The 13,262-nt window shown below is 70.6% G+C and carries 11 protein-coding genes; 7 read left to right on the top strand and 4 right to left on the bottom strand.

Annotated elements, in window-relative coordinates; translation table 11 throughout:
* Positions 1-413: 413 nt before the first annotated feature.
* The gene (locus AB0F72_RS01760; protein ID WP_360423454.1) at positions 414-1,475 is read right to left on the bottom strand and encodes a methyltransferase domain-containing protein; all 1,062 of its coding nucleotides are present in this window, start codon (positions 1,473-1,475) and stop codon (positions 414-416) included.
* 71 nt (positions 1,476-1,546) lie between these two features.
* Here AB0F72_RS01760 and AB0F72_RS01755 point away from each other — a divergent pair, with 71 nt between their 5' ends.
* Entirely contained in the window at positions 1,547-2,425 is an 879-nt protein-coding gene (locus AB0F72_RS01755; RefSeq protein ID WP_360423451.1) for an NADP-dependent oxidoreductase, read from the top strand.
* 87 nt (positions 2,426-2,512) lie between these two features.
* The gene (locus AB0F72_RS01750; RefSeq protein WP_360423450.1) at positions 2,513-3,352 is read left to right on the top strand and encodes an SGNH/GDSL hydrolase family protein; all 840 of its coding nucleotides are present in this window, start codon (positions 2,513-2,515) and stop codon (positions 3,350-3,352) included.
* Here the strand turns inward: AB0F72_RS01750 and AB0F72_RS01745 are convergent.
* Together AB0F72_RS01745 and AB0F72_RS01740 are read right to left on the bottom strand one after the other, a co-directional pair.
* Positions 3,336-5,309 (bottom strand): N-acetylmuramoyl-L-alanine amidase, encoded by a 1,974-nt coding sequence (locus AB0F72_RS01745; RefSeq protein WP_360423448.1) that lies wholly within the window; start codon positions 5,307-5,309, stop codon positions 3,336-3,338. The genes AB0F72_RS01750 and AB0F72_RS01745 overlap by 17 nt on opposite strands.
* 292 nt (positions 5,310-5,601) lie before the next feature.
* Complete coding sequence (locus AB0F72_RS01740) at positions 5,602-6,090, bottom strand: TspO/MBR family protein (protein WP_360423445.1); 489 nt, start codon at positions 6,088-6,090, stop codon at positions 5,602-5,604.
* A gap of 117 nt (positions 6,091-6,207) precedes the next feature.
* On the opposite strand from AB0F72_RS01740, the gene AB0F72_RS01735 reads away from it, so the two are divergent.
* A complete protein-coding gene (locus AB0F72_RS01735) occupies positions 6,208-6,357 on the top strand; it encodes a hypothetical protein (RefSeq protein WP_014446680.1) in 150 nt (49 codons plus the stop codon).
* Here the strand turns inward: AB0F72_RS01735 and AB0F72_RS01730 are convergent.
* Positions 6,354-8,078 (bottom strand): alpha-glucosidase, encoded by a 1,725-nt coding sequence (locus tag AB0F72_RS01730; protein WP_360423441.1) that lies wholly within the window; start codon positions 8,076-8,078, stop codon positions 6,354-6,356. The genes AB0F72_RS01735 and AB0F72_RS01730 overlap by 4 nt on opposite strands.
* Before the next feature lie 82 nt (positions 8,079-8,160).
* On the opposite strand from AB0F72_RS01730, the gene AB0F72_RS01725 reads away from it, so the two are divergent.
* From AB0F72_RS01725 to AB0F72_RS01710, 4 genes are all read left to right on the top strand, one after another.
* Positions 8,161-9,180, top strand: a complete 1,020-nt coding sequence (locus AB0F72_RS01725) for a glycosyltransferase family 4 protein (RefSeq protein ID WP_360423438.1) — start codon at positions 8,161-8,163, stop codon at positions 9,178-9,180.
* A gap of 207 nt (positions 9,181-9,387) precedes the next feature.
* The gene (locus tag AB0F72_RS01720; protein ID WP_360423435.1) at positions 9,388-10,641 is read left to right on the top strand and encodes a glycosyltransferase; all 1,254 of its coding nucleotides are present in this window, start codon (positions 9,388-9,390) and stop codon (positions 10,639-10,641) included.
* Positions 10,638-11,771, top strand: a complete 1,134-nt coding sequence (locus AB0F72_RS01715) for a glycosyltransferase (protein ID WP_360423432.1) — start codon at positions 10,638-10,640, stop codon at positions 11,769-11,771. Before AB0F72_RS01720 ends, AB0F72_RS01715 begins: the two co-directional genes overlap by 4 nt.
* A 44-nt stretch (positions 11,772-11,815) precedes the next feature.
* On the top strand, positions 11,816-13,252 hold the full coding sequence (locus AB0F72_RS01710) for a glycoside hydrolase family 130 protein (protein WP_360423818.1): 1,437 nt from the start codon (positions 11,816-11,818) through the stop codon (positions 13,250-13,252).
* Positions 13,253-13,262 lie beyond the last annotated feature (10 nt).

Below are 13,262 nucleotides of genomic sequence, written 5' to 3'. Positions count from 1 at the left end.
ACAGACAGGCAACCACGCCGTTTAGCCTGCACCAGCTACGGCTCACGACCACGAGCCGTCGCCCAGACAGGCAACCACGCCGTTTAGCCTGCACCAGCTACGGCTCACGACCACGAGCCGTCGCCCAGACAGGCAACCACGCCGTTTAGCCTGCACCAGGTACGGCTCGGGCCCGCGAGCCGTCGCCCAGACAGGCAACCGCCGCACGGATAACCGGTCTCCGCTACGGCTCGCACAACCGAGCCGTAGCCCAAGCAGGTAACCACGGTCGACACCGAGAGCGATCCGTCACGATAAATACGATAAATACATACTGCCGCCCAACCGTGACAGGCCCGGCGGGGCACGACCGACCGGACCCGCCGTTCAGCGGACCAACCCGAGATCACCGTCAGGCCGCATGACATCGCACGTCAGCCGGCCACACCGGGTTCCTGCTCGTACCCCCGGCGCAGTTGGTAGAAGCGCCAGAAGTCGTTGTCGATGTCGAGGACGGCCGGGGACGGGAAGCCGGCCTCCCGAGCCCACCCCAGGAGCGTGGGCGCGCGCAGGATCGTGCCGTTGGCGATCACCGGGTTCTCGGCTCGGGTGGCGGGCAGGCAGTGCAGCACGCTGAACGCGTACTGCAACCGTTCCACCTCGCCGGCCGGGGCGGTGAACTCGTCGGCGACCCGTTCGTCGGCGATCAGGACGCTGCCGCCGGGGCGGAGCAGGGTGCGGGCGTTGCGCAGCACCCCCACCGGGTCGCCCATGTCGTGCAGCGCCTCGAAGAGGGTGATCAGGTCGTAGTCCCCGGTCACCGCCGCGGCGTCGGCGACGGTGAAGCTGACCCGGTCGGCGACGCCCGCGGCGGCGGCCACCTCGCGGGCTGCCGTGATCGAGTGTTCGTCGAGGTCGGCGCCGCGTACGGTGATCGACGGGTAGGCCAGTGCCAGCGCCACCGACGAGTACCCCATCCCGCAGCCGAGGTCGAGCACCCGAGCGCCCGGAGCGGCCTCCCGCAGACGGGATTCGATCTCCGGTACGGCCGGCAGCCACGCCGTGGTGAGCAGGTGCTCGAACATCGGCCGGTTGAAGCCCGCGATGCCGTGCCGGACATGCGCGTACGCGGAGTAGGGCACGCCCGCGCCGGTCCGGAACGCCTCGATCACCGACGGGGTCAGCAGGGCCACCCCGACGACGAACTGGCCGGCCGCGCCCGCGTAGGCGGTGCCACCCTCGTCGAGCAGCACCTCGGCGGCGCCCGGCCCGAGCGCGAAGCCGGGGGTCAGGAAACCGGCGGCGGCCTGCTGTTCCAGCCATTCCCGGGCGTACCGTTCGTCGATGCCGGCGGCCTTCGCCAGCTCCGCCGGGGTGAGCGGGCCGTCCCGCAGAGCGGCGTAGAGGCCGAGTTCCCGGCCGACCTCGACGGTGCAGAGTTCCAGGGCGCCGATCATGGCGCCGAACAGGCGTTCGCCCAGTGCTTCAGCAGTCATGCCCTCAGCGTGGAGAAGTCCGCGTGCAGAACGCTTGACCTCAACATGAGTTCAGCTTGCAGGGTGCTGACATGAGAGCTGTCGTCTTCGACCGGTACGGTCCGCCCGACGTTCTGCGCTTCGCCGACCTGCCCGATCCGGAGCCCGGGCCGGGCGAGGTCCTGATCAAGGTGCACGCCGCCGGGGTGCAGCCGTTCGACGTGGCGGCGCGGGCCGGCCAGATGCCGTGGATCCAGGCCCGATTTCCTCAGCAGATCGGCCAGGAATACGCAGGTGTGGTCATCAGCGGCGAGATAGCGCCGGGGACCCCGGTTCTCGGCTCGACCATGCTCAACGCCGTCGCCGAATACGTCACGGTCCCGGCCGAGAACGTCGTGCTCAAACCCGGCCACCTCGACTTCCCGGCCGCGGCCGGCCTGGTCGCGGCGTCGCAGACGGCGAGCGGCGCCCTGATCGAGCTCGCGGTCACGACGGGCGACGTGCTGCTCGTGCACGCGGCAGCCGGCAGCGTCGGCACGATCGCCACCCAGCTGGCCGTCCGGGCCGGCGCCACGGTGATCGGGACGGCCAGTCCGGGGAACCACGAGTATCTGCGTGAGCTCGGGGCCGTGCCGGTCCCGTACGGACCGGGCTTGATCGAAGCGGTTCGTGCCACCGGCCTGACGCCGACCGTCGCTCTCGACGCCGCAGGCGGCGAGGCGATCGCCCAGTCGGTGCGGCTGGGCGTCCTGCCGGATCGGGTCGGCACGATCGTGGACGACAAGGCCGCGGCCGAGCACGGTACGAGGGTGGTGCGGGCCGGCCGGTCGCCGCACCGGCTCGCCGAGGTGGTGGCACTGCCGGGCCTGCGGATGCCGATCCGGGCGTTCGGGTGGGAGCGGGTGGCGGAGGCGCACGCCGTGGTGGAGTCCCGGCACGGCCGGGGCAAAGTGGTCCTGACAGTCGACTGAAGAACCGGCGAGTAGCAGGCAGGTTTCCCGGGGTGCGGGTGGGGAGCACGCGCTCAGTGCCCGGCGGTGGACGTCGAATCGCCGGGCATGCGCCTGCTGAACCGCCTCATCGGCCACGGTCCCGCCCCGCTGTTCGCCGCCGCGGTGATGGCGGCCGGCATCGCCGTCTCCGCGCCGCAGGCGGCCAACCCACAGGCGGCCAACCCACAGGCGTCCAACCCACAGACGGCGGTGGCGGCCAATCCCGCGATGATCCCGGCGAGCGCCGTCCAGCAGACCATCCGGCAGGTCCCCGGCGCCCCGATCCGGATCATGCCGCTCGGCGACAGCCTCACCTTCGGCAAGGGTGACAAGTCCGAGAACGGTTACCGGGACTCGCTCTTCACCTGGCTCGCGCTCTCCGGTGTCCACGCCGACTTCGTCGGGTCGCAGAGCAACGGCTCCGGCGCGGACACCGGCCACGAGGGTCACCCCGGCTGGCGGATCGCGTGGCTGACCCGGCACGCGAGCTACTGGATGACGAAGTTCCGCCCGCAGGTCGTGCTCCTCGACATCGGCACCAACGACCTGCTGCGCCACCAGGCCGCCGGCGCCCCGAAGCGGCTGAACGACCTGATCGACCGCATGATCGCGGCCGACCCGGAGGTCCGGATCGTGCTGGCGAAGCTGCTCGTCGTGCGGGGCAAGCACGCGAAGGAGTTCCGCTCCTTCAACGCGGCGCTGACCAAGGCCGCGGCCCGCCGCCCGGGAAACGTCACGCTCGTCGACATGTCGGTGATCCCGGCGTCGGACACCGTGGACGGCGTGCACCCGGACGAGCTCGGCTACCGCAAGATGGCCTTCCAGTGGTACCAGGGCCTGCGCACGGTCCTGCCCACCGGCCGCTCCTGGGAGCGCGTGGAGAACCCGTTCACCTCAGGTAGGTGAGCCCGTCCAGCATCGCCGAGCCGGTCTCCACCACGACCTTCACGGTGTGTGTGCCGCTGTCCGGCCACATCCGGGTCCAGACCGCCTGCCGGTACCGCGCGGTCGCCGACCGCAGATCCACGACACCCTGGTCGCGCCCGTCGAGATAGACCCGGACGCGTCCCGAGGTGGCGGTGCGCCCGGCCATCAGCGCGGCCGACCGGCCGGTGAAAGTCCAGGTCAGCGCCGCGCCCCGGCCCGCTGAGGCGGCAGCTTCGCTGCCGAGGTGGCCGGCGTCGCGCAGGGTGCGCCAGGTTCCGGTCCGCTGGGCGCCGGCCTCCGGGACGACTACGAGGGTACGGGCGACCGAAGCGCTCCGGGTGTTCCCGGCACGGTCGGCCGCCGTGACGGTCCACGATCCGGCCTCCCCGAGAGTGGCCGCCGAGTCGAAACTCTCCGCATCCGCGCCCAGGACCCCGCGCCCGGTGCCGGTCACCCGCACCGACCGCAGCCCGTTGTCGTCGGCGGCCGCCCAGCTGAGCCGCACCGGCACGCCGGTTTCGGTCACCGCGCCGGTCCGCAGGGACACCTGGGGCTCGGCCGCGAATTCCGGCGGCACCGGGTCGGCGAGGATCCGTGCGCTGGTGATCGCGGTGCGCCCGGACAGGTGCACGCCCTTGACCGCGACGGTGTGCTCGCCGGCCGGCAGCTGGAGACGAGACAGCCGGTTCCCGGCGGGCGCGGCGGCGAAGAGCCGGCCGTCCAGCCACACCTCGAAGCGGTCCATCATCCGGCTGGGCGTGGAGAGCGTCCAGAGCGGCCGCACCAGGCCACGGGTGTAGAACTTCCCCGCGTACGCGCTGGCGCCGCCGAGCTCCTGGTACCGCAGCCCGATCGGGGCGCCCCCGGCGAGTGTCCGGATCGACGGCAGCTGGGCGTACAGGCCGTTGCCCGGGCACTCGGTGGATCCGGCGTCGCGGTGCCCGGAGATCCGGCTGAGGATCGCCGTCCGCCCGGCCGGGTACTTGTTGCTGCCACCGGAGACGTACGAGACCCGGCCCGCCGGTGGGCTCCCCCAGGCGCCCAGCTTGTACGCGGCGACCTGGGCCACCGAGGCTCGCGCCGCGGCCGGGACGCCGGTGGCACGGAAGTCGCCGATCACGGCGATCGCGCTGGCGTTGCTGTTGAAGCCGAGGGTGTGCGCGCCCAGCACGGACCGGTGCACCCCGCCCCGGCGTCCCTCGAAGATGCTGCCGCACTTGTCGACCAGGAAGTTGTAGCCGATGTCGTTCCAGCCCTTGCTCCGCACCTGGTACGCCTCGATGCCCCGGACGATGCTCGCCGACTGCCCGCAGGTGTAGCCGTTGCCGCTCGCGGTGTGGTGCACGAAGACGACCTCGATCCCGCCGGTGTAGGACGGCGTGCCTTTGACGATCGCCTCGTTGGCGCCCCAGCCCGCCCGGGTGACGATCCTCGGCACCGGCCGGGGCGGCAGCTTCGGGTTGCGCGCACCGGCCTCCAGGCCGGCTGTCTCCAGGCCAACTGTCTCCAGGCCAACTGTCTCCAGGCCAACTGTCTCCAGCACCGGCGCCTGCTGTTCCACCGTTGCGTCGGGGTTGATCAGGTCGACTCGCAGGCCGTCCGGGAGCCGCTTCCCGGCCATCCGCGCCTGCACCCCGTCGGACGGGCCGACCCAGAGGGGATCGCTGGCGCCCCGCGATCCCTCGGTCCCGCCGGACGCGTCCGGGTTGTCGGTCTCGAGGAGCTGCCACGGCGTCCACCGGTCCGTTCCCGCGGTTCGCGTCCGCACCTCGATCCGGCCGTCACCGGCCGCCCGGGGATCCGACCACGTCACGCCGACCAGGCTGAACGGCTCGGTGTGCCGGGGCGGCAGTTCCGCGTACCCCTGCCACCGGTTTTGTCCGGTCCTGCGGCTCGCCAGGCGCATGCCCTCGGTCATCGGGAACGTCTGCAGCACCGGGCCGTCAGGGTGAATCCGCGCCGGTGCCAGCCCCGGGAATGCCAGTCCCGGGAATGCCAGGCTTGAGACAGCCAGGCTTGAGACAGCCAGAGCTATCGCCGGGGTACCGGCGACCAGGGCCGTGAGCAGACGACAGACGGGCCGGTTGCGGCGCATGGAGACTCCCCCGGCCACCGGCGGAAGGGGTCATTTCGGGATGTACCGGTGACCATGTGCCACCTTGCCGGTGTGCCGAGTGACGCGTGGGGAGTTCTGTGAAAAAAGCTCGGCTTTTTACCTCGGAGGTGGGTCAGTTGGCCGACCAGATCGCGGCGTTCAGCGCCGTCGCGTAGGTGACCCAGAGCCAGTACGGCAGCAGCAGGCCGGCCGCGACAGTGGAGACCGGCCGGAACTTCCAGACCGTCACCCCGATCAGCACCCAGAGCACCGCGATGTCGATCAGGGCCAGGCCGTACTGCCCGGCGCCGAAGAAGATCGGCGTCCAGAGCGCGTTCAGCACGAGCTGCGCGGCATACCAGTTCAGCGCCGATGACCAGCCGGTACGACGCCACACCAGCCAGCCACTCACCGCGATCATCGCGTAGAGGACCGTCCAGACGGGGCCGAACACCGAGGACGGCGGCGCCCACGACGGGCGGTCGAGGCTCTGGTACTCACCGGCGGTCCCCGCCACGCCGAGGCCACCGATCAGGGCCGCCACCGCCACGGCCGCGCCGAAGCCGGCCAGCGCGAGCCAGGGGGAGACATGCCGTCCGGAGCGCACCACGTGACTGCTCATGCCGGCGGAGTACCCCGCGGCCCGCGCGACTGAACCTCACGACGGCCGTTGTTTAGCGCGCCTCGATGCGGGGGTAAGCGGACGCCGCCCCTAAATCCCCCACATCAAGGAGCAATCATGTCGATCCAGGGCCTTTTCTACATCATCGCCGTCATCCTTCTCGTCCTGGCGGCGCTTCCGATCGCCACGCGCGGCGTCAGCCTGGCGCTGCTCGGCGCGGCGTTCGCCCTGCTCGGATACTCCTGGGACACCATCACGGCCGGCTAGCGGGTGCGCTTGTAGACGAGGACCTGCCACGGGTCCAGGGTCAGGTCGGCCGGCGTGCCGGGCAGATTGTTGAGCACCAGCTCGGCCGCCGACCAGGCCTCCGCGTCGTCGATCTCGGCCCGGACCCGCTCGCCGGAGAAGTTGCCGATCACCAGGAGCTCGGTGCCGCCCAGGGCGCGGGTGAACGCGTACAGGCGCTCGTCGTTCGGCAGCAGCATGGTGAAGTCGCCGTCGGCCACGACCGGTTCGGTCTTCCGCAGCTGGATCAGCCGGCGGTACCAGTGGAACACCGAGTCCGGGTCGGCCTGCGCGGCCACGGCGTTGATCTCCCGGTGGTTGGGGTTGACCGCCAGCCACGGCGTCCCGGTCGTGAAGCCGGCGTGCGGCGAGTCGTCCCACTGCATCGGGGTACGCGCGTTGTCCCGCCCCCGCGCGCGCAGCACCGTCAGCACCTCCTCCGGGCTGCGGCCCTCCAGGTCAAGCGCCTGCCGGTACTGGCCGAGCGCCTCGATGTCGCGGAAGTCCTCGATCCCGGCGAACGGGAAGTTCGTCATGCCGAGCTCTTCGCCCTGGTAGACGTAGGGCGTGCCGCGGTGCAGGTGGAGCACCGCGCCGAGCATCTTGGCGGAGGCGACCCGGTACCGCGGGCTGTCGTCGCCGTACCGGGAGACCGCGCGCGGCTGGTCGTGGTTGTTCCAGTAGAGGCTGTTCCAGCCCAGGTCGGCGAGCCCGGCCTGCCAGCGGCCGAAGATCGCCTTGAGGTTGGTCAGCCGCAGCGGCACCAGGAGCCACGGATCCGGCCCCCGGTCGACCCACACGTGGTCGAACTGGAAGACCATGTCGACCTCGTGCCGTTCCGGGTCGGTGTGCAAGCGGGCCTGCTCCACGGTGACGCCGGGCGTCTCGGCGACGGTCAGCAGGCCCTCCCGGCCGGCGAACACCTCGCGGTGCATCTCCTGGAGGAACTCGTGCAGGCGGGGGCCGCCGACGAAGGAGTCGGAGCCGTCCGCGTACGCGGCGCCGACGCTCATCCGCCCGTCGGGCAGGGAGCCGTCCGGGCCGACCACCTTGGAGATCATGTTGATGACGTCCATCCGGAAGCCGTCCACACCCCGGTCCAGCCACCAGCGCATCATGGCGTAGACGGCCTGGCGCACCTCCGGGTTCTCCCAGTTGAGGTCGGGCTGCTTCCTGGAGAAGAGGTGCAGGTAGTACTCGCCGGTCTTCTCGTCGAACTCCCACGCCGGGCCGCCGAAGACGGAACCCCAGTTGGTCGGCTCGGCGCCCGGCGTGCCCGGCTCCATGCCGGGACGGGCGGGCCGCCACCAGTACCAGTCCCGCTTCGGGCTGTCCTTCGACGACCGGCTCTCCAGGAACCACTGGTGCTCGTCGGAGCTGTGGTTCACCACCAAGTCCATGATCAGCTTCATGCCCCGGGCGTGCGCGCCGGCCAGCAGCTCGTCGAAGGTGTCCAGGTCGCCGAAGAGCGGCTCGATGTTCTGGTAATCGCTGATGTCATACCCGTTGTCGTCCTGCGGCGACGGATAGATCGGTGACAGCCAGAGCACCCCGACGCCGAGGTCGGCCAGGTAGTCGAGGTGGTTGATGACGCCCCGCAGGTCGCCCATGCCGTCACCGTCGGAATCCGCGAAGCTCCGCGGATAGATCTGGTAGACGACAGCCTTCTTCCACCAGTCACTCTTCGACACCGAATCGCTCATGGCTCTTCTCTAACACGAGAACGAGGTTCATACCTGACGTGCATACTGACGACGTGGTTACGACCGGAAAACGCGATTTGTCATGAAGGTTGCCATGTTGGGGCCGATCGCCTGGCGCACGCCACCGCTGCACTACGGCCCCTGGGAGCTGATCACCAGCCTGCTCACCGAGGGCCTCGCCGCCCGCGGCGTGGACGTCACCCTCTTCGCCACGCTCGACTCGGTGACGAAGGCGACCCTCGACGGCGTGGTCCCGACCGGGTATGAGGAGAGCGACAGCATCGACGGCCGGGTGTGGGAGGCGATCCACGTCAGTCACGCGCTCGCCCGATCCGGCGAGTTCGACCTGATCCACAATCATCTGGACTGGCTGCCCCTCGCGTTCTCGGCGCACTGCCGGGCCCCGCTGCTCACCACCGTCCACGGCTTCTCCGGGCCGAACATCCTTCCGGCGTACCGGCGGGCCCAGGCTCGCCGGGACAACCCGGCACACTTCGTCTCCATCTCCGACAGCGACCGTTCTCCCGACCTGGAATACCTGGCGACCGTTCATCACGGCGTCGACCTCAGCGGATTGCCGTTCCATCCGGACGGCGGGCGGGATCTCATCCTCTTCGGCCGGATCCATCCCGACAAAGGAACCGATATCGCCATCGAGATCGCCCGGCGCGCCGGACGGCGACTGGTCATGTGCGGAATCGTGCAGGACCACGATTACTTCGCCGAAAGCGTGGAGCCCCTGATCGACGGTGAGCGGGTCGTCTATCTGGGTTCGGTGGGCCCGGAGGAGCGGGGCACGATCCTCGGTTCCGGTGCGGCGCTGTTGCATCCGATCCGGTTCGCCGAGCCCTTCGGCCTCTCGGTGGTGGAGTCGATGGCCTGCGGGACGCCCGTCGTCGCGTACCGGAAAGGGTCTATGCCCGAAGTGGTCGACGAGGGTGTCACGGGATTCCTCGTGGAGACGGTGGACGAGGCGGTGGCCGCTGTCGACCGGATCGCGGAGATCGATCGGGCGGCCTGCTCGGCGCGGGCGCGGCAGCGGTTCTCGGCCGAGCGCATGGTCGAGGAGTACCTGGCGATTTACCGAAAAATCGTCAGTTGAATACCAGACTCTTGTTAACGTCGCAATGTGAATTGCGCGTTAAACGGGCCCTTTTCCTGGCGGTTGGTGCCGGGGGTGGTATCGGCCCGGTCGGGGTCAGCGCAGTTCTCGCGCGGCGAACAAACGAACCGTGCCTGAACGGCACCGTGCCCGCGCGCGCTGAGTCCGTGCTGCGGGGAGGCAGCCGGCCGAGGAGAAAGGCCTGTCATGCCTGCGACATACGGGTTTTTGAGCACATATCCCCCAACCCAATGCGGTTTGGCGACGTTCAATGCGGCACTTGCGACCCACCTCGTCGCGGAGCCGAACTCCGGCTCCGGCGTCGTGCGGCTGCTCGCCAGTGACAACACCAGTGGCGGGATCGCACTCGACCGGTCCGCCCCCCGGGTGGTGCACACCTGGCACACCGACCGGCCCGGCGGGTGGGTGGCCGCCGCCACCGCCCTGAACCGGTTCGGCGTCGCGATCATCCAGCACGAGTACGGCATTTATCCCGGCGACGCCGGCGCGGAGATCCTGCCGGTGCTGCGCGCGCTGCGGATCCCGGCGATCGTCGTCCTGCACACCGTGCTGACCCAGCCGGACCAGCTGCAACGGACGGTTCTCGAGGAGATCGCCGGCACCGCCGACGCGGTGGTGACCATGACCGACACCGCACGCACCCGGCTGGTCGGCCGCTACGACGTGGACGCCCGCAAGGTGACAGTGATCCCGCACGGGGCGGGCAGCCACAACGCCGTCACCCCGGAGAGTACCGGCAACGAGCGGCCGCACCTGCTCACCTGGGGGCTGCTCGGTCCGGGCAAGGGCATCGAGTGGGCGATCCGGGCGCTCGCCTTCCTCGACGACATCGAACCCCGCCCGATCTACACGGTCGCCGGGCGTACCCATCCGAAGGTCCTCGAACAGCAGGGCGACCAGTACCGGGACTCGCTCAAGGCCCTCGCCGAGGAACGCGGCGTCGCGGACTGCGTCCGCTGGTCCGACGTCTATCTGAAACCCGACGACCTGTCCCGGCTGATCTGCTCGGCCGACGCTGTCGTGCTGCCCTACGACTCCACCGAGCAGGTCACCTCCGGCGTGCTCATCGAGGCGGTGGCGGCCGGGATCCCGGTGGTGGCGACGGAGTTCCCGCACGCGGTCGAGCTTCTCGCGGACGGTCCGGGCCTGCTCGTGCCGCATCAGGACCCGGAAGCGATGGCCATGGCCATCCGGCGGGTTCTGGCCGAGCCGGGCCTGCCCGGGCGGCTCACCGGCCTGGCCGGCGGCCCGACGCTGCGCTGGCCCGCCGTGGCCGCCCGATACCAGGCGCTCGCCGCACGCCTGCTCGCCGATCGGCGGCCATTCGCCGCCGGCCCGATCACCAGCGGGCCGATCACCACCGGGACGATGCCGGCCGGGAACATGCCGGCCGGGAACATGCCTGCGGGGAACGTGCCGGCCCGGACGATCTCGGCATGAGCGTGGCGTTGCGGCTGCTCCCGCCGCCCATCCAGCTCCGTGACGTGCCCGAACCTCGCTGGGACCACCTGTTCCGGCTCTCCGACGACACCGGCCTGCTCGAACACGCCCGCAACGCGATACCCCGGCGTGAGCACGGCTACTGCGTGGACGACGTGTCGCGCGGCCTGCTGGTGGCCGCGCGCGAACCCCGGCCGACGCCGGAACTGACCCGGCTGGCCGAGCGATACCTGACGTTCCTCACCCACGCCCAGGGCGCGGCCGGGGGCTTCCGCAACCGGATGAGCTACGACCGCCGATGGCAGGACGAGCCCTCGCTGGGCGACTGGTGGGGCCGGGCCCTCTGGGGACTCGGCACCGCGGCGGCCCGGGCCCGCAGCCCCTGGCTGCGGCGGGAGGCGGCGAACGCGTTCCGTCAGGGCGTGCGCTGCCGGTCGCCCTGGCCCCGGGCGATGGCGTTCGCCGGGCTCGGCGCCGCCGAGGTGCTGCGCGCCGATCCGCGCGACCGGGAGGCCGCCCAGTTGCTCGGCGACGCGGCCACGGTGATCGGGCTGCCCGGATCCGATCCGGGCTGGGTCTGGCCGGAACGGGAACTGACGTACGCGAACCCGGCCCTCGCCGAGGTGGCGATCGCCGCCGGTGATCTCCTCGGCGACGAGGGGCTGCTCACCGACGGCCTGCGGATGCTGGCCTGGCTCTGCCGGGCGCAGGAGCATCGCGGTCACCTCTCCACCGTCCCGGTCTGTGGCTGGCGTGCCGGGGAACACCGGAACCGGATCCCCGACGCCGCTCCGCAGCTGGTCTCCGACTCGCGCACGTCGGGCGCGCTCGATCAGCAGCCGGTCGAGGCGGCGGCCACCGCCGACGCCTGCGCCACCGCCGCGGCGGTCACCGGCGACGAAGGCTGGGACGCGCCGCTGTTCCAGGCGATCGCCTGGTTCCTCGGCGACAACGACACCGGAACGGTGATGTGGGACAGCGAGACTTCTGGTTGTTATGACGGATTGACGGTTGATGGTCCTAATCTGAACCAAGGAGCCGAATCAACCCTCGCGCTCGTCTCCACGCTGCAGCATGCTCGCAGGCTGACGAGCCGGAGCGCGACCCGACCGTCAGGCGGCCTAGCGTGACCGCAACCGTGAATACGCAAGACATCACCCGTCACAACATCACCATGGCGCCGGACGGCCGCCGTGTAGTGATCAAGCTGTTCGTCCCCGGCGAGGACGCGCACGCCACCCACAACCGCACCTCATGCCTGATCGAACGCGTGCTGCAACTCGACGAGAGCGACATCAACACGTTGCTGGACGACGTGCTGAACCGTTTCGCCGGGCGGCATCACGACATCCTCGCCACGTTCCAGCACCACTACGAGGTCGTGCAGCACCGCGTCCCACCGGAGATCGAGTTGTCACCGGCGGCGCGGACGCTGATCGGGGCGTACTTCAGCCACGAGTTCTCGGTCGAGGCCGCGGCCCTCTGCAACCCGTCGATCGTCCCGCACCCCGACCAGGCGGACCTCGCGCCCGGCGAGATGCGGGCGGCCCTCAGCCTCCGGCAGATCGGCGAGGGACACATCTCGTCCATCGGCTTCTGCAGCGTCATCCTCGGGCCGGGGGCGGCGATCCGGCTCGAGGAGCGGGACGGCCCGCTCGCGATCGGCCATCGGGTCGGCGCCAAACACATGAAACACCAGCTCTTCGCGGCGCTCGGCGACGGGGACATCGACAACGAGGCCTCCGCGTACGTCCTCGGCGCGCTCCCGGACCGATTCGACGACCAGGTTTTCGAGGACATTCTCAGCCACCTGCCGCCCGAGATCCTGGCCCGGCCGACCACCCCGAAGACGCTGGACCTGATCCGGCGGATCGTGACGGACGACTACGCCGTCACGTTCCCGGCCACGATGCCGCTGCACCAGCGGGTGCTGTGGCCGGCCACCCCGAGCGAGAGCCGGGGCATGGAGGACGCCCGGTTCGTCCAGGTGATCGATCCGGACGGGCGGCCGGCGTATCAGGCGACCTACACCGCGTACGACGGGTTCAACATCTCCGGGCGCGTGATCTACAGCCGGGACCTGCGGCACTTCGAGGTCACCGCGCTGCACGGCCCGGCCGCCCGGAACAAGGGCATGGCGCTGTTCCCGCGCTACATCAACGGCAGGAAGATGGCGCTCTGCCGGTCCGACGGCGAGACCCTCGGCCTGGCCGTCCGCGACGAGAAGCACCGCTGGCAGCCGGCCGGCCCGCTCCTCGTCCCGCACCGGGGCTGGGACCTGATCCAGGTCGGCAACTGCGGCTCACCGGTCGAGACCGAGGCCGGATGGCTGGTGCTCACGCACGGCGTCGGGCCGATGCGCCGGTACGCGATCGGCGCCATGCTGCTCGACCTGGAGGACCCGTCGCGCGTGCTCGCGGACCTGCCGCAGGGCCTGATCGACCCGGACGAGATCGAACGGGAGGGGTACGTGCCGAACGTGCTCTACTCCTGCGGCGGGCTCGTCCACGACGGGCGGTTCTGGATGCCTTACGCGTCGAGCGACGTGCGGATCGCGTTCGCCAGCTTGCCGCTGGACCGGCTCCTGCACCGCATGGTCCCCGTCAGCTGAATGGTCCCGA

The sequence above is a fragment of the Actinoplanes sp. NPDC023936 genome (genome assembly GCF_040639325.1).
Classification (GTDB): domain Bacteria; phylum Actinomycetota; class Actinomycetes; order Mycobacteriales; family Micromonosporaceae; genus Actinoplanes.
Note: the sequence above shows the minus strand (reverse complement) of the source record. Positions and strands in the feature narration are given on the sequence as shown.